12 protein-coding genes are annotated in these 17376 nt (G+C 47.7%); 11 read left to right on the top strand and 1 reads right to left on the bottom strand.

Features of this window, described 5'->3' with window-relative positions; all coding sequences use genetic code 11:
• The first annotated feature begins 106 nt into the window (after positions 1 to 106).
• From Q0339_RS07710 to asnS, 6 genes are all read left to right on the top strand, one after another.
• Positions 107 to 1375: a tetratricopeptide repeat protein gene (locus Q0339_RS07710; protein WP_298078247.1), complete on the top strand. Its 1269-nt coding sequence runs from the start codon at positions 107 to 109 to the stop codon at positions 1373 to 1375.
• Positions 1376 to 1403: 28 nt separating this feature from the next.
• Positions 1404 to 1955: a YpiB family protein gene (locus Q0339_RS07715; RefSeq protein ID WP_298078248.1), complete on the top strand. Its 552-nt coding sequence runs from the start codon at positions 1404 to 1406 to the stop codon at positions 1953 to 1955.
• Positions 1939 to 3189, top strand: coding sequence for a CCA tRNA nucleotidyltransferase (locus Q0339_RS07720; RefSeq protein ID WP_298078249.1), 1251 nt, complete (start codon positions 1939 to 1941; stop codon positions 3187 to 3189). Before Q0339_RS07715 ends, Q0339_RS07720 begins: the two co-directional genes overlap by 17 nt.
• A complete protein-coding gene (locus Q0339_RS07725) occupies positions 3179 to 5665 on the top strand; it encodes an exonuclease domain-containing protein (protein ID WP_298078250.1) in 2487 nt (828 codons plus the stop codon). Before Q0339_RS07720 ends, Q0339_RS07725 begins: the two co-directional genes overlap by 11 nt.
• Positions 5666 to 5755: 90 nt before the next feature.
• Positions 5756 to 6235 (top strand): PepSY domain-containing protein, encoded by a 480-nt coding sequence (locus Q0339_RS07730; protein ID WP_070755377.1) that lies wholly within the window; start codon positions 5756 to 5758, stop codon positions 6233 to 6235.
• A gap of 24 nt (positions 6236 to 6259) precedes the next feature.
• Positions 6260 to 7558, top strand: a complete 1299-nt coding sequence (gene asnS / locus Q0339_RS07735; protein ID WP_298078251.1) for an asparagine--tRNA ligase — start codon at positions 6260 to 6262, stop codon at positions 7556 to 7558.
• Positions 7559 to 7675: 117 nt separating this feature from the next.
• Here asnS and Q0339_RS07740 read toward each other — a convergent pair whose 3' ends face one another.
• Positions 7676 to 9082: a LysM peptidoglycan-binding domain-containing protein gene (locus Q0339_RS07740; RefSeq protein WP_298078252.1), complete on the bottom strand. Its 1407-nt coding sequence runs from the start codon at positions 9080 to 9082 to the stop codon at positions 7676 to 7678.
• 370 nt (positions 9083 to 9452) lie between these two features.
• Between Q0339_RS07740 and rpsO the strand changes: the two genes are divergently transcribed.
• The 5 genes from rpsO to Q0339_RS07765 all read left to right on the top strand — a co-directional run bounded on the left by rpsO (position 9453) and on the right by Q0339_RS07765 (position 17374).
• Positions 9453 to 9722 (top strand): 30S ribosomal protein S15, encoded by a 270-nt coding sequence (gene rpsO / locus Q0339_RS07745; protein ID WP_023390881.1) that lies wholly within the window; start codon positions 9453 to 9455, stop codon positions 9720 to 9722.
• A 162-nt stretch (positions 9723 to 9884) separates the two neighbouring features.
• A complete protein-coding gene (gene pnp / locus Q0339_RS07750) occupies positions 9885 to 11987 on the top strand; it encodes a polyribonucleotide nucleotidyltransferase (protein WP_023390880.1) in 2103 nt (700 codons plus the stop codon).
• Between the two features lie 194 nt (positions 11988 to 12181).
• The gene (gene purE / locus Q0339_RS07755) at positions 12182 to 12661 is read left to right on the top strand and encodes a 5-(carboxyamino)imidazole ribonucleotide mutase (protein ID WP_298078253.1); all 480 of its coding nucleotides are present in this window, start codon (positions 12182 to 12184) and stop codon (positions 12659 to 12661) included.
• Complete coding sequence (locus Q0339_RS07760; RefSeq protein ID WP_298078254.1) at positions 12658 to 13704, top strand: ATP-grasp domain-containing protein; 1047 nt, start codon at positions 12658 to 12660, stop codon at positions 13702 to 13704. The genes purE and Q0339_RS07760 overlap by 4 nt, the downstream gene beginning before the upstream one ends.
• Positions 13697 to 17374 (top strand): phosphoribosylformylglycinamidine synthase, encoded by a 3678-nt coding sequence (locus Q0339_RS07765; protein ID WP_298078256.1) that lies wholly within the window; start codon positions 13697 to 13699, stop codon positions 17372 to 17374. The genes Q0339_RS07760 and Q0339_RS07765 overlap by 8 nt, the downstream gene beginning before the upstream one ends.
• Positions 17375 to 17376 lie beyond the last annotated feature (2 nt).

The following is a 17376-nucleotide window of genomic DNA, read 5'->3' on the forward strand; positions in this document are numbered from 1 at the left end:
GTCTAGTAATCAGTCGACCTTGGTTGGTTGCTTACTTAAGCACTCTTTGCCTAGCTGGGAGTGACTCCCGTTAGGCTTCGTGGTATAATGATGGTGGAGGTGTCTTATGAGTGAATTAAGCCGTTGGATTGAAGCCTGTGAGGAATGTCAATCCCTAGACCAAGTCAATAGTGTCTTAGAAGGAGCACTCCTAGAGGCACCAGATGATACCCAAACCTATCAGGGTCTGCTAGATTTATCGGATTACTTTGCTAAGCGGGGCTATCGAGAGTGGCAAGTCTGGCTCTTAGACCAGCTTTATCAGCTAACCCATAAGAAAAAGGTTGCCTACTATCTGGCCAAGGCCTGCTTCCAGCTAGCCGATTATCCCAGTGCCTATGAATGGTTGAGCCGGGCCAAGACAGACCAAGCCGTCTTTCTTGTCCAATGGTTAGAGGCTCAGATTCTCTTTGAACTGGGGCAAGTAAAGGCCTGCCAGAAGGTATTACAGGACTTAATTCAAACCTATCCGACTCGATTTGAGCCCTATCAACTCTTAGCTCAGGCCAAGATTGAAGAGGGGGACTATAGCAAGGCTAAGGACTACTATCAAGTCTTGCTAGACTACTTTTCAGATAAGGTGGATCGAGCCTTGATTCGACAACGGCTTCTGGCTTTAGCTTTAGAAGACGAGATGATTCAGCTAGAATGGATTCAATCCCTAGTAAGTTGGGAAGACCTGCCACTGGTTAGTGCGGAAGATTACTACCTCTTAGCCTTGGCCTATCAAAAGGCGGGGCATCTGGCTCTTGCTTATGAGGCTGCTCAACAAGCCCTTGCCCTGGACTCAGATTCCGTGGACATCCACTACTTAGTAGCAGAATTGGCTTTGGGCCTGGGACACCAAGCTAGCTTGAGGGAGAACCTTGACTGGCTTTTTGAAGTGACTCTGGCAGATGATGGACGCATGGCGGATTATCTGGCCTTATGTCAGGCGATTGACTATCTGACGCCGGCTATTAAGGACAAGTTAATGGATGCCTATCTGCTCCAGGAAGATGAAGATTTGACCTATGCCATCGCCACCTATCTGATTGCTTGGTTAGGTCAGCATGAGGGCGCCCAGGCAGCCTTAGAGGTCTTAGATACTCTGGCGCCAGACTTTCCAGATCCCGAGTATCTGTCTTGTCTCTATGCACCACTCTATGCAGACCTAGGCCAACGGGAGCAGGCTCAAGCAGCCTATCAAGAGGCTTTAGACCTGATGGCGGGAGACCGGGATTTTTGGTTACAAGCCCGTCAGTATTTTGTGGCTTGGGGCTTAGACCGAGAAGTCGCTACTTTAGACCGGATTTTGGCGGAAACAGACCATGACTCTCAGGATATAGAGGAGTAAAGATAAGTCTCAGAAAGGAGAAGACACGGTGATTAATAAGCATCAACGTAAACGTCAGTTTATTGCTTGGCTCTTGCAGCATTATCGGCATGCTAACCCAACGGTTAACTACTTTTTAGAGTTTTTAATGGTTCAGCCTGATTATATTCAATATGTTGAGTTCTCGGACCAAGTCGAATATGCCAGTCACGGTGTCTATATCTCCTATGTGGAGCAGACGGCGGTGCCTTTCCGTTACTATAAGGAAGGCAAATCCTACAGTTCTTGTGAGCAGGCTTTCCATGACCTGAGACTCAATGCTCAAGGGGCTCAACCCGTCACTTTTTATATAGAACTTAATATTCCTGACTATATTGCGACCCTCTACCGCTATGATCTCTTTACTCAGCCGGATTATTTACCTGAGGATAGTGCCTTTTTGGATCAATTGGAAATGGGACTGACTCAGGTTACTCGCCAAGTCAGACGCAAGCAATTGAAGGAGCAGGTCGACCGAGCTTTAGATCAGGGAGCTTTTGATCTCGTCAATCAACTATTAAATCAACTGGAGGAACTAGAAGGGCATGACCAAGACTATTAATCTCAATAATCCCTTGTTTCAGACGGCCATGCCCCTCCTAGAAGCCATTGAGTCTCATGGTTATGAGGCTTATTTTGTTGGCGGTTGTGTCCGAGATGCCCTCTTAGGCAAGGAAATTCATGATATCGATATTGCGACCAGTGCGACACCGGATGAAATCCAGGGGATTTTTCCGGTCACATTTGATGTGGGCAAGAAGCACGGGACCATTGTAGTGGTCTACAAAAAAGAAAACTATGAAATTACCACCTTCCGAACGGAGGGGACCTATAGTGATCGGCGTCGACCTGACCAGGTTAACTTTGTTCGCAATTTACGCGAGGACACCCTGAGACGGGATTTCACCATTAATGCCTTGGCCTTAGACCGCTTGGGCAGGGTCTATGACTACCACGGTGGGGAGCAGGATCTAGGAGCCGGCATCATCCGCGCTGTCGGGACTGCCCTGGAACGTTTCGATGAAGATGCTCTACGCATGATGCGGGCCCTGCGCTTTGCTAGCCAATTAGGCTTTGAGATTGAGTCCCAGACCTTTGAGGCTATTGGCCAACTAGCCCCTAACTTATCCTATGTGTCCATTGAACGCATTCGGATTGAGCTCAGTAAGCTCATGCAAGGTGACTATCTAGGGACAAGCTATAAAGCCTTGGCTGAATCCGGCCTTTGCGCTTATTTATTGGGCATGGAGCAAGTAGATGCCTTAGCTGCCTGGCAGCAGATTTATGAGACTCTAGCTGCTCAAATTGCTGCAGGACTAGCGCGTGACGAACGGTTGGTTTGGTGGGCCTTAGTTAAGGCCTTGGGCTTGGATTCTGCTCAGGCGCGAGCCTTTTTGCGGGACTGGAAGCACAGCAATCCTTTCATTAAGGACGTCAGCGACTTATTGGACTTGGATCAAGTCTTTGCAGCCGGCCCACTGGATGCCTGGCAACTTTATCAGATGCCAGCCCATGTTTTGGCTATTTACGAGACCTATGCCTACTATCAAGCCTGGTTGACTCAACCAAACCAACTGACCCAAGCTAAGGCCCAATTGCCACTTGCCAGTCGGTCAGATTTGGCTATTAATGGGCAACAGGTCATGGAGGCGCTAGGCTTAAGACGAGGTAATGCCGGACTTGGTCGCCTACTTTTGGAGCTGGAGCGCCAGGTCGTCATGGGGAATTTAGCTAATGACCCAGCCGGCCTCTTGGCCCAAGCTCAAGCGTTAGGAGCTGATTATCTTGAAAGCTAAAGGACTAAGAATTGCGGTTGTCGATTTAGAGACAACGGGCTCTCACCTAGACCAAGGTGATCAAATTATCCAAATTGGGGCTGTCCTGATTGAAGATGGACAAGTCCTAGCCCAACACAGTATGTTACTCAATCCTGAGCGAGACATTCCCACTCATATTACGGCCATTACAGGCATTCAACCAGACCAGGTCCAGGATGCGCCGATCTTTAGCCAGGTGGCAGGTCTCTGGTATGAGCGACTCAAAGACTGTTTCTTTGTGGCGCACAATCTAGGCTTTGACTTGACTTTTTTGCAGGCCAAGTTTGCCGAACAAGGCTTGGACTTTCAGCCACCTGCCTTGGACACGGTCCAGTTAGCTAAAATCTTCCTGCCCCAGGCACCAGGTTTTAACTTGCAGGACTTGAGCCAGTTCTTTGGATTGAACTTCCAAGACGCCCATGATGCCCTGGGGGATGCCCGGATGACGGCCCATTTGTTGGATGTTTTGGCTCATCAGGCAGCGGATTTAGACTATGGGACTAAACTGGCCTTGCAAGCAATTTTTAAGGCTTTGCCTTATCAAGCTAGTCAATTTCTCAACCAAGCTAACAGCTTTTATTGCCAAGTAAGTTGGCCGGAAGGGCAGGGTGACAGTCAATCCCAAGCTAGTCATGCTAGCCTAATTAGCGCCAAGCAAAGAACGGCGGTAGCCTACTGGCAAGAAGCCGGTCAGGATAAATCACCCTTAGTGCTAGAAGCTCAGGCCCGTCAGGACCATCAAGGCTTGGCATTGGCTCTACTCCATGCTTGGCGCCAAGAAGGGGACAAGGCCCTGTTAGTTTTAGAAAATGAGGGTCAAATCAGCCATTGGCAAGCCCTGTGGCAAGAAGTCAGCAGTCAGGAGGCGGGCATTTACCGACCATCCTATCAGTTTGTCGATATGGCCTCGGTCTACCAATTCTGCCATGAATTTGATTTAAGCCGGGCCAACCAACAGGAGCTTACCGTTTTAGCGGCTGCCTTGGTCTGGTTGACTAACAGCCAGTTCGGTTGCTTGGATGAATTGAACTCTGAACTGGATATTAGTCAGATCATGCGGCGCTATGATTTTGTGGCTAAGACGGGTAAGAAGGTGGGCTATCACCGTTACCTGGAGGGGCTTAAAGCCAAAGACTTAGTTTTAATGAGCCAAAAAGATTGGCTGTCCTTAAAGCAAGTCGCTGACAGCTCACTGGCCTTTCTGGGTCAGGCTCGGGTCCTGGTCCTAGATTTAGAGGCCAGTTACCAAGGCCTGGTGGACCAAGAAGGCACTACTCTGGATGCCAGCCAGCTCTTTGTAGAGCTGAAGGCTTTACTAGATCAAGGTCAGGAGGAGGCCCAGCTCGAATCCTGCCTGGCCACTAGCTATGACCTGCTGGAAAGTATGCGGGCAGAGTTTGAAGCCAGTGATTTAGGTAATGCTAGTAATGACTGGTGGACAGCCTGCCTAGCCAAGGGCAGCTCCCGCTATTTGACTGTCATAGCTCAATTGGCGACTTTAGGCCAGCAGCTAGAGGACTGGTTAAAAACCGCCAAACGAGCAGCCAAACAAAAACGGACCTACCGCCATCTGGCAACGACCTGTCGACTACTAGCCAAGCAGTCAGAGGGGAGCTATGTACGGCTTCAAGGCCAGGTCAGCAATGGCCAAATCTACCAATTGGCCCTTAGCCGGGTGCCTTTAATTATGAGAAACAAGCACCTGCCTCAGCTAAGCCAGTACCAGCAGATTGCCTTCTTGTCGGACGGCCAGTATGACCAGCCTTTAGGCTATGGCCTGGCACGTTTCTGGCAAGTGGGGGCCACTTACTTAAGCCTACCTGAGCAAAGTCAAGCCAACGGTCTGACCCTCCAGGTGCCATTGGCTTATGCCCAGTCAGGTCAGGGCTATGAAGAGGCCGAGCAATTGCTGGCCTTTATCAAGGATTATCTGGCCGAGAAGGGGGCTAGCCACGTTCTCATTCTTGCCAATAACAAGGCCCAAGCTCAGACATACTACCGTCTCCTATGGGAAAGTTCCCTGCTGGAAGAGGGCTACCTGATTTATAGTCAGGGACAAAATGGCAGCCTTAAGAAAATTAAGCGCCGCGCCGAAGCCGATGACAAGGCCATTGTCATTGTGCCCAGACGTCTCTTCCTAGAGGAGTCCTTCACTCTGTCAGTCGATCAGCTCTTAGTAGTCTTAGACCGTCTGCCATTTGACTCCTTGACCAATGAGCGGACCCTAGGCCAAAGTCAGGTGCTTGGCTTATCAGATAACCAGGCTTTTGATCAACTGACCCTACCGCAAATGATTTTCCGTCTTAAGAAATTGTTGGCTCAAGTCGCTAGCTCTAGTTGCAAGGCGGACTACTATCTCCTAGATGAACGTGTTTGGACTCGTTATTATAGCCCTAAAGTTGAGGAATACTTGGCGCCCGCCATTGACCTGGTTCCCATCTTGCCCAGTCACTAATCCAGCCTAGTCAGCTAGCCAAAAATTCATGCAATTTTGGAGAAATTATGGTATGATAGTACAGATAAGTGGCGACAGGAGGAGTCAAGTATGTTAAACCGTAAAGTGGTCTCAGGACTGACGCTCTTTTTCCTCATCATCTTTCTCATCTTTGCTTGGGTCTTCTATTCAAGCCAAGCCAAATCGCACCAAGCTCAACAGGAAGCTGTGCGATTGATTGAGACGGACTACACTGTCAAAGACGTCAAAAAATTCTACTGGACGACCATTTCTGAGGCTTACTTTGCCTTGGATTTTGTGGATGACAGTGGCCAAGAACGTTATGCGATTGTGAAACGTGAGGGTGGGACCGTTAATTACTACACGCCAAATCAGATTATTTCAGAAGAAGATGCCAAGGCCATTGCCTTAGCAGACAATGAGAATTATAAGATTATGCAGGCGCGTTTGGGCATGATCAAAGACACGCCCGTCTGGGAAATCACCATCAAGAATGATAATAATACCTTGACCTATTACTACCTCAATGCGCAGGATGGGTCCTGGTTACAAAAAATCGAGAATATTTAAGACAAGACTATGGAGGCAGGCAGAATGCAGACAATTACCATGCGTCAAGCAGCAGATTATATCGATCAAACGGTCATCATCAAGGCATGGGTGACTAACAAACGGAGCAGTGGGAAGATTGCCTTCTTACAATTGCGTGATGGCTCCGCTTATTTCCAAGCCATTGTGGTCAAGGCCGATGTCAGCGAAGAAACCTTCGCTTTGGCTAAGGGGCTTAACCAAGAAACCAGTGTGAAGGTAGTTGGTAAGATTCAAGCAGATACTCGTTCAGCTTTAGGCCATAAGCTTTTGGTTCAAGACATTGAAGTCATTGGTGAAAGTCATGACTACCCAATCACACCAAAAGAACACGGGACTGACTTCTTGATGGACCATCGCCACCTCTGGCTTCGTTCATCTAAGCAACATGCCATTATGCAAATCCGTAACGAAATTATCCGGGCAACCTACGAGTTCATGAACCAAGAAGGCTTGATTAAGGTAGACCCACCAATTTTGACGGGTTCTGCGCCAGAAGGGACCACTGAGCTCTTCCACACCAAGTACTTTGATGAAGATGCCTTCCTTTCACAGTCTGGTCAGCTCTATCTAGAAGCAGCGGCTATGGCTTTCGGTAAGGTCTTCTCCTTCGGGCCAACCTTCCGGGCTGAAAAATCTAAGACCCGTCGTCACTTGATTGAATTCTGGATGATGGAAGTTGAATTAGCCTTCGTAGAACACGAGGAAAACTTACAATTCCAAGAACGTTATGTGGCTCACCTGGTTCGCAATGTGATTGATCACTGTGAACTAGCTCTTAAGACCTTGAACCGTGATGTGGCAGTCTTGGAACAATACACCAAATTACCTTATCCACGTATTAGCTATACGGATGCCATCAAGCTCTTGAACGACAATGGCTTTGATGATATCCAATGGGGCGATGACTTTGGTTCACCACACGAAACCTTCATTGCTAGCCAGTATGACCGTCCAATCTTCATCGTCAACTATCCTAAGGCCATTAAGCCATTCTACATGCGTCTTAATGAAGAAGATCCACGTACTGTTCTATGTGCGGATATGATTGCACCAGAAGGTTATGGTGAAGTCATTGGGGGTTCTGAACGGATTGTGGACTTTGAGACCTTAGATGAAAATATTAAGGCCTATAACTTAGATCCATCTGCCTATGCTTGGTACCTTGACCTTCGTAAGTATGGCGCTGTGCCACACTCTGGTTTTGGTCTTGGCTTGGAGCGGGCAGTGGCTTGGTTATCAGGGATTGAACATATCCGTGAAACCTCACCATTCCCACGTTTGCTCAACCGTATTTACCCATAAGCAAAAATTCCCATTATATCATATATGATATAATGGGAATTTTTTTTCTGCCTAGAAAAACCACCTAGCTCTACCTACTTGGCTAGGTGGTTGGAGGAGGTCGAAAGCTTTAGAAGCTTAAGGGTTGAAAGAAACATGGACGTGGTCATAGTGGTTGGCTGTGTCTCCACCACGGTCTGGCATTAGGTTCCAGGTGTTAGCTGGCCCATAGTAACTATCATAGTTAGCGTAGAAACGTTGTTTCCAGATAACATAGTTGATGTCATTGCTTTCCATATCGGAAGTGGCGTAGTTGGCAATCTGGTCACCTAGCTCGGTATTATCGTTGACTACGAAGTCAACGGCTAAGCCCTTGCCATGGTCATCGTTAGAACCTGGACGGTAGAGGCTGAAGTTGCTTACGCCAAACTTGTCTGCTACTTTTTCCTTATACTCAGCTACTTTTGGCTGTAAGCCTTGGTTGGCTGGGTTGGCAGCCGCCTGGGCAGCATAGTCAGTTGCAGCTGGCTGCTCTTGAGTCGTTTGGTCTTGAGCAGGCTGGGTCTGAGCTGGCTGCTCTTGACTTGTCTGGTCTTGAGCTGCTTGCTCCTGACTAGTTTGCTCTTGAACTGTTGGGTTTGCCTCAGCTTGCTGACTAGGACTTTGTGGGCTTTCTTGGCCATCTGTTGGAGTATTGGTTTGATTTACTTCTGAAGGATTTGCAGGCGCAGCGTCAGTCGCGTCTTTTTCTGGCTGGTTAGCCGGAGTAGGCGTTTGAGGACGAGCTTCTTCTTGAACGGTTGGTAAGCCTGATTCCTTGACATCGTCGCCGATGACAGGGGCTTGATCAGCATTGGCTTGATTAGGAGTTTGAGCTGGTTTTTCTGGCTTAGCAGGACTTTGAGGCGTCGCTGGTTTGTCAAGATTGGTTGGCTTGACTTGGTTATTTGGCGTTTGAGGGCTAGTAGCTGTCGGTTGAGCTGGCGTAACAGCCTCTGGCTGGCCAGGAATTTGGGTGACCGGAGACAAGTCTTGGCTGGCAGCTTCCTGATTTTGGACAGGACTTTCCTCAACAAGAGCTTGTGCTTGCGGGTTAGTTGGGGCAGTCGCCTGGTTTTGGTTAAAATCTACTTGGCTAGTTTGGCCATCAATTGTGATGGTATTTTGAGTCAAGTCAGCCCGAACACTAGGACTTTCCTGACCTTGGTCTGGGGTTTGAATTTCCAGACTGGTTACTTTGCGGTTACCATCTAAGTTAGCCGTTAAGACAGTACCTGGGAAAATCAAATCAGCGTCTGCGATTTCATTAATAGAAACCAAAACTTGAAGGTCGATTTCAAGGGCTTCTGCGATGGCTGAGAGGGTGTCACCATATTGAACTGTATAGCTGAGTTTGTCAGCTTGTTTGGAAATATCTTCTTTAATTTGGCTGACCGTCCGAGGCGTCCATTGGGAGGCTTCTTGGGCCTGAGCTGGAGTCAAGGGGAGTGCGAGTAAAGCCGCTGCTGATGTTAAGAGCAGTGTTCTTTTAAGTGTTAATTTCATAATCACGCTTCCTTTGCTTGTTGATGAGACCATCATAGCATAGAAGTTAGACTAAAAGGCCCATTTTATGGAGACTTAACCCAATCATAGGATATCTGTAATCTCTTTTTTCACATGGGGCTGTGCTAGGTCAAAGCCGTAATATATGAAATAACAAAGTCGCCATGCAAGCTAAGATAAGACCTTAAATTTTAGCCTATTTTCCTGCCTTAGGGCTTGATTTTTCCTAGCTTTTATCGTATATTTAGAGACGTGGTCGTTTGTTGCTTTATCGATGTTCGGCTACTTATAACACCCCGGCTCAGTTTAACGAATCACCAACGTTTTACTTAGCTTGTGGGATACTATATCGGAAAGAGGTGAAACTGAGATGGCATTATCAAAAGAGCGTAAAAATGAAATCATTAAAGCTTATGCTACTCACGAAGGGGACACTGGTTCTCCAGAAGTACAAGTTGCGGTTTTAACTGAAGATATCAATATCTTAACTGACCACATCCGTACTCATAAGAAAGACTATCATTCCTACCGCGGTTTGATGAAGAAAGTTGGGCGTCGTCGCCACTTGCTTTCTTACCTGCGTGAGAAAGATATTCAACGTTACCGTGAATTAATCCAACGTTTAGGTTTACGTCGTTAATTTTGGTAGCAGGGCGGCTACGGCCGCCTTCTTTTTTTAGAGCTTTACCATGGAATATGTGCTAACCAAATAAGAGCCGGGCAGGGCGGCTTGGCCAGTTCTTATTTGATTAGTCATGTTCCATATCAAGGGAGTAATCCCAATTTATAAGGAGGACATTCCATGTCAAACAAACATGTATTTTCTACAACTTTAGCGGGCCGTCCGCTATCTGTGGAAATTGGCGAATTAGCCAAACAAGCTAACGGCGCTGTCTTGGTTCGCTACGGCGACACCGTGGTTTTATCTGCAGCCGTTGCTTCGAAGAAAGCCGGGACCGGTGACTTCTTCCCGCTAACTGTTCACTACATCGAGAAAATGTATGCGGTCGGTAAAGTCCCAGGGGGCTTCATCAAGCGTGAAGGCCGTCCATCTGAAGCGGCAACCTTAACTAGTCGTTTAATCGACCGTCCATTACGTCCAATGTTCCCAGAAGGCGTTCGTAATGAAATCCAAATTACCAACACCGTTTTATCAGTTGACCAAGACTGCACCCCGGAAATGGCCGCTATGTTAGGGGCTTCCCTGGCCTTGGCTGTGTCAGATATTCCTTTTGACGGGCCTGTTGCCGGTGTTAACGTAGGGCGCGTCAATGGGGAGATTGTCATCAACCCAACGGTTGCCCAAGCAGAATTATCTGACATTGAATTAACGGTTGCCGGTACGGCGACTGCCATCAACATGGTGGAATCTTCTGCCAAAGAAGTATCAGAAGCAGATATGTTAGAAGCCTTACTCAAAGGTCATGCTGCCATCAAGGAGTTGGTAGCCTTCCAAAATGAAATCGTCGCTCAAATCGGGAAAGAGAAATTCGAGTTTACCTTGGCAGAAGTGGCGCCAGAAGTGGCGGCTCAAGTAGGGGAACGCTACAAGTCTCGCATGATTCAAGCCATCCAAACCCAAGAGAAGAAAGCGCGTGAAGCCGCTGTTGACGCTGTTATGGAAGAAGCAACTGAATTCTTTGCAGCAGTTTACGCTGATCGTGATGACTATGATCAGCTCATGAAGGACGTATCCACTGCCTTACACGACTTAGAGAAGGACGAAGTTCGTCGTCTCATCACTAAGGAACGTGTTCGTCCAGACGGTCGTCGCATCGATGAAATCCGTCCATTGAGCTCTTCTGTCGCCCTCTTGCCACGAGTTCATGGTTCTGGTCTCTTCACTCGGGGACAAACCCAAGTCTTGACTGCTGCTACCTTGGCACCGCTCGGTGAGCACCAAGTAATCGACGGTTTAGGTATTGAAGAAGGCAAACGTTTCATCCACCACTACAACTTCCCTAACTTCTCTGTCGGCGAAACAGGTCGTGTAGGTAGCCCAGGTCGTCGTGAAATTGGTCACGGTGCCTTAGGTGAACGCGCCCTCAAACAAGTGATTCCTGCGCCAGAAGATTTCCCATACACCATTCGTTTGGTATCTGAAGTCTTGGAATCTAACGGTTCTTCTTCGCAAGCAAGTATCTGTGCCGGCACTTTGGCCCTCATGGATGCAGGTGTGCCAATTAAGGCGCCAGTTGCAGGGATTGCCATGGGCTTGGTCATGGAAGGGGAAGACTACACAGTCTTAACTGATATTCAAGGTCTTGAAGACCACCTAGGCGATATGGACTTCAAGGTAGCCGGGACAGCTGCCGGGATTACGGCCTTGCAAATGGATATCAAGATTCAAGGGATTACTGAAGCTATCTTAACCGAAGCTCTGACGCAAGCTAAGAAGGCTCGTTTAGAAATCTTGGATGAATTGGTCTCTACCTTACCAGAAGCTCGTAAGGAATTGAGCCCATACGCACCTAAGATTGATATCATCCAAATCAACCCAGATAAAATTAAGGTGGTCATCGGTCGTGGTGGGGAAACCATTAACGGCATTATTGACGCAACTGGCGTTAAGATTGACATCGACCAAACGGGTAATGTCTCCATTGCGTCTAGCGACCAAGATATGATTAACAAGGCGCGTCAAATGATTGAAGACTTAGTTCGGGAAGTTGAAGTAGGCCAAGTTTACACTGGTAAAGTTAAACGCATTGAGAAATTCGGTGCCTTCGTAGAAGTCTTACCAGGCAAAGACGGTTTGGTTCATATTTCTGAATTGGAACACCGCCGTGTGGCACAAGTCGAAGACGTGCTCAAGATTGGCGATGTCGTAGAGGTCAAAGTCATTGAAATCGACAACCAAGGTCGAATCAACTTGTCTCGTAAGGTCCTCTTACCTAAAGACTAATTCACTATCATCACTCAGGCTAGGAAGATTTTCCTAGCCTTTTTTCTATGCTTATCACTTTGCTACAAGCAAACACGAACGTTAAGTTGACAAATGATAACAAAGTTCGAATAGGACTTTTATTTGCTAGCTAGGAATCCTATAATAAGGGTAGATAGGACTTAAGAAGCTTTGCCTAGAGAAAGGGTGTTAGTGTGGTAAAAGTAGCAGTCATTATGGGGTCCAAGTCAGATTACGCCACCATGGTCGAAACCTGTCAATTATTGGATCAATTCGGGATTCCTTATGATAAGAAGGTCGTAAGTGCCCATCGGACACCAGATTTGCTGGTTAGCTTTGCTCAAGGAGCAAGACAAGCCGGCTATTCATTGATTATCGCTGCAGCAGGAGGGGCTGCCCATTTACCGGGGATGGTTGCGTCTATGACAACCTTGCCGGTTATTGGTGTACCCATTAAGTCTTCGACTCTAAGCGGCCTTGATTCCCTCTATTCCATCGTCCAAATGCCCTATGGAGTGCCCGTCAACACCATGGCCATTGGAGTGGCCGGGGCAAAAAATGCGGCCGTCAGTGCCTTGGCTATGTTAGGCATGACGGATCCAAGCTATGCCCAAGTTTATCAAGATTTTAAGTTAGAACAAGAACGCCTAGTATTGGAAGAGATGACACTATGAAGATAATTTTACCCGGCCAAACTATTGGCATTATTGGAGGCGGTCAGCTAGGTCGCATGCTGGCTATGAGCGCTAAGGAAATGGGCTATAAGATCGCCATTCTGGACCCAAGCAAAGATGCTTGTGCCCGTCACTTTGCTGACACCTTCATCCATGCAGATTTTGATAACCGTAATGGATTAGAGCGCCTCTGCCATATCTCGGATGTCGTGACTTTTGAGTTTGAGAATATTGACAGTGACCTCCTGGCTGAACTAGAAAAAGACTACCATATTGTGCAGAGCGCGAGCCTACTCAAGACCGCGCAACATCGCTTGCTAGAGAAGGAGTTTGCCCGTTCCTTGGGTATCGAAACAGTTGATTACCAGTATGTAGATGGAGACACGACTGGCGTCCAAGTAGACGGTACCTATCTCATGAAGACCGTGCGCTTTGGCTATGATGGCAAGGGCCAAAGTCGGATTACAGAGGCCAGTCAGGTTCAACCCTACACCTTGCTAGAACGTCTGGTGCCACTGGATAAGGAAATCTCTGTGGTGGCCTACAAGGACCGGACGGGTATTGGTATCGTGGCAGTCGTTGAAAATGAGCACCGAAATAACATTCTCTACCGGTCCATTGTCCCGACGACAGCAAGTCCAGAACAGGAAGCGCAAGCCATTGATTACACCCGTCGTATTCTAGAGGCGGCTGATTATTATGGTGTCCTAACGGTTGAATTCTTCATTTCCCAGGGGCGCGTCATCTTTAACGAAATGGCGCCACGGGTCCATAATTCGGGCCACATCACCATGCAGTCCGCCAATAAGTCCCAGTTTAGAGCCCATATTGAAGCTATTTGTGGACTAGAAGTTGGGCCCATTCAGAATCAAGCAACTACCCTCTATAACATCCTAGGTCAGGACTTGAGCTACTTCCTCAAGCTGATTCAAGAGCTACCAGCCCACCTACATCTCTATGAGAAGGAACCGCGTCAGGACCGTAAGATTGGCCATATTAATTTCCCAGGACATATTAGATTGGAGGAACCCTTCATTGGATAAGCGAATTTTTGTTGAAAAGCGTGAGCAGTATAGACAGGAAGCTAGCCAACTCATGGATAAGCTGAATGGTGAGTACGGCTTGGGCTTAGAGGACTTACATGTCTATGTCATTTATGATATTTATGGCATCGACTCTATCACTTATGAGCAAGCCAAGGCTTCTGTCTTCTCGGAAGTCATGATTGACCAAGTCTATGAAGAGATAGACCTAGTGCCTGGCCACTACCTAGCTTATGAAGTCCTGCCAGCCCAATATGATCAACGGGCAGACTCTGCCATACAAGCTATTGCCCTTCTTAATCAGGAAGCCAAAGTCTTGGTTCGTAGCGGTAAACTGATTACCTTTGACAAGGCCTTGAGCCCTCAAGCCTTAGCTCAAGTAGAGAAGTATTTGGTTAACCCAATTGAAGCGCGCGTTAAGGACTTGTCAGTATTGGAATTCTCGCTTGACTCTGAACCTAAACCACTTAAGGATTTAAGCGGCTTTGGTAACTTTGGCGACCAAGAACTATTGGCACTAAAGGCTGACTTGTCCCTGGCCATGAACCTAGAGGATTTACGCTTTATTCAGGACTATTTTGTCAGCGAAAAACGGGATCCAACTGAGACGGAAATTTATGTCTTAGACTGCTACTGGAGCGACCACTGCCGTCACACCACCTTTGAAACAGTCTTAGATCAAGTCATCATTAATTCTGATAAGTTCCAAGTACAAATGCAGGAAGCCTTTGATTACTATGTAAAAATTCGGGGTGAGCTAGGGATTACCAAGCCTATGACCTTAATGGATATGGCTAGCATCATGGGCAAGTACCATGTTCGAGTTCTGAAAGACCAAGCCATTGAAGTCAGTGAAGAAATCAATGCCTGCTCCTTCTTCGTGACCGTCAATAATCAAGGGAAGGAAGAAGAATGGCTGGTTCAATTTAAGAATGAGACTCACAACCATCCGTCTGAAATTGAGCCTTTCGGGGGCGCTTCAACCTGTATAGGGGGGGCCATCCGGGATCCACTATCGGGTCGTTCCTATGTCTATCAAGCCATGCGGGTCTCCGGTAGTGGCAATATCTTGCAAAAAAGGGAAGAAACCCTAGAAGGTAAGCTACCTCAGGTGACCATTTCGACTGGGACAGCCCACGGTAATTCCTCCTATGGGAACCAAATCGGCCTGGCTACTACCTTTGTCCGCGAACTCTATGATGATTCTTATGTAGCCAAACATATGGAAGTAGGGGCTGTGGTCGGGGCGGTCAAGGTGGGTAACTACCAACGCCAAAGCCTAGTTCCTGGCGATATTGTAGTCATGATTGGGGGTCGCACGGGGCGCGATGGTATCCAAGGGGCAAGTGGCTCTTCCGTTGAACATACCAGTGATTCCATAGAGACCGCAGCTAGCCAAGTACAAAAAGGGAACGCTCCTGAAGAACGTAAGTTACAACGCCTCTTCCGCCGTCCAGAGTTAACCCGATTAATTAAGAAATGTAACGACTTTGGTGCCGGTGGGGTCTGTGTAGCCATTGGTGAATTGGCCGAAGGCATTGAAATTCATTTGGATAAGGTTCTGACCAAGTACCAAGGCTTGAATCCAACTGAACTAGCTATTAGCGAGTCCCAAGAACGTATGGCAGTAGCCATTGACCCAGCAGACTATCAAGCCTTTGTTGACATGTGCCGGGCAGAAAATATTGAGTATGCCCATGTTGCTACCATTACAGACCGTCGTCGCCTGGAAATGTTCTATGGCCAAGATAAGGTCGTAGACATGGGAGCTGATTTCCTTGCGACGGCCGGGGTTCGCCAACATGCCAAGGCACGCCTAGTCGATAATGCGGGCGCCAATCCATTCCTAGCTAAGCAAGTGAGTAAGGAAGCGGTCTTAGCTGAATTAGCTAGTTTGAATGTGACTTGCCAAAAGGGCTTGGCCCAACAATTTGATGCTTCAATTGGTAATAGCACGGTCTTGATGCCATTTGCGGGTAAGCACCAGCTAACGCCTGTTCAAGCCAGTGTCCAAGCACTGCCAACTCTACATTCAACTAGTGACACAGCCACCATCCTGACCTATGGTTTCATTCCTAAAATTTCTCACTACTCCCCATTCTTGTCAGCTATCTATGCCGTACTAGAATCAGTTGCCAAGGTCTATGCCGTCGGCGGGACCAAGGAATCGCTCTACTTCTCCTTCCAGGAATACTTTGAAAAATTGGGCCAAGACCCGGCTAAGTGGGGCAAGGTGACGCAAGCCTTGTTAGGTTCGCTAGTAGCCCAAGAAGCGATTGGACGCCCAAGTATTGGGGGTAAGGACTCCATGTCGGGGACCTTCCACGACTTGAATGTCGTGGAAACCTTGATTTCCTTTGCTTGTGCGCCGGTCAAAATTGCCGACATTATCACGCCAGAACTCAAGTCAGAGGGTAACAAACTTTATCATGTGCCAGTCATTCGCGATGACCAAGGTTATCCAGACTTGGTAGCCACGATGACAAACTATGAGAAAGTTCATGCCCTCATTCAAGAGGGAAGTGTCGTCTCTGCTTACGTCCAAGAAGAGGGCAGTCTAACTGCCTCCCTGGTTAAGATGGCCTTGGGAGCTGGTTTGGGCTTTGAGATTGAGTCTGTCAATGCGCTTAACTTTGATGTAGCTTCTCTGGTTATTGAAAGCACGCGGGAGCTAGCAGACTTCACCTACCTAGGCCAGGTTCAAGCAGAAGGTCACTACCAAGTGAATGGGTTGACCTTCAGCTATGATCAACTTTACCAAGCCTACACGCAAACACTAGAAGACATCTATCCTCTCTACCAAAACCAAGAGGCAGGCGCGACCGAGAACTTGGCGCAAGAGTCAGACCAAGTCTATGCCTATCCAGAATATGTGGATCAAGTTCAAGTGGTTATCCCTGTATTTCCGGGTACCAACTGTGAATACGATAGTGAGCGGGCCTTTATAGAAGTGGGGGCCAAGGCCCAGTCAGTGGTTATTCGTAACCAAAGACCTGGCGATATTGAAGCCTCTGTTAAAGACTTTGTCGCAACTGTCAAAGCTAGCCACATTATTTTCTTCCCAGGTGGTTTCTCAAGTGGGGATGAGCCGGATGGTTCAGCTAAATTTATCGTTAACTTCCTCAAACATCCTGAAGTGACAGCTGCCATCCATGCCCATTTGGCTGACAAGAAGTTAATCTTGGGTATCTGTAATGGATTCCAAGCCCTTATTAAGTCAGGTCTCTTGCCATATGGTCAAATCAAAGACCTAACACCTAGCGACTTAACCCTCTATCGCAACGATTCCTACCGTCATATTTCAACTACAGCCGTGACCCGTGTGGCCTCTACTCGTTCGCCTTGGACCCAAGGCTTCCAAGTAGGCCAATTGCACGAAGTGGCCTTTAGTCATGGGGAAGGGAAACTGGTTGGCGAGTCCTTAGAAGCCTTCAAAGATTTGGTAGCCTTCCAATATTGTGACTATGACGGTCAAGCAACGCTAAACGGACGCTTTAACCCTAATGGGTCACAGCTAGCCGTCGAAGGCCTAGTCAGCCCTGATGGTCTGATTCTGGGTAAGATGGGTCACAGCGAACGTTATCATCAAGGACTTTATAAGACCAATACAATTCCAGGTCAGCAATCCATCTTTGCAAATGGAGTTCGCTACTTTAAGGGAGGAAAATAAAC

The organism is uncultured Abiotrophia sp., from assembly GCF_938010525.1.
GTDB lineage: Bacteria > Bacillota > Bacilli > Lactobacillales > Aerococcaceae > Abiotrophia.

What these genes read in the sequence shown, in the direction of transcription:
- Q0339_RS07710 (WP_298078247.1), top strand. Translation starts at nt 107, where the DNA reads ATGAGTGAATTAAGCCGTTGGATTGAAGCCTGTGAGGAATGTCAATCC.
- Q0339_RS07720 (WP_298078249.1), top strand. Translation starts at nt 1,939, where the DNA reads ATGACCAAGACTATTAATCTCAATAATCCCTTGTTTCAGACGGCCATG.
- Q0339_RS07730 (WP_070755377.1), top strand. Translation starts at nt 5,756, where the DNA reads ATGTTAAACCGTAAAGTGGTCTCAGGACTGACGCTCTTTTTCCTCATC.
- asnS (WP_298078251.1), top strand. Translation starts at nt 6,260, where the DNA reads ATGCAGACAATTACCATGCGTCAAGCAGCAGATTATATCGATCAAACG.
- Q0339_RS07740 (WP_298078252.1), bottom strand. Translation starts at nt 9,082, where the DNA reads ATGAAATTAACACTTAAAAGAACACTGCTCTTAACATCAGCAGCGGCT.
- rpsO (WP_023390881.1), top strand. Translation starts at nt 9,453, where the DNA reads ATGGCATTATCAAAAGAGCGTAAAAATGAAATCATTAAAGCTTATGCT.
- pnp (WP_023390880.1), top strand. Translation starts at nt 9,885, where the DNA reads ATGTCAAACAAACATGTATTTTCTACAACTTTAGCGGGCCGTCCGCTA.
- Q0339_RS07760 (WP_298078254.1), top strand. Translation starts at nt 12,658, where the DNA reads ATGAAGATAATTTTACCCGGCCAAACTATTGGCATTATTGGAGGCGGT.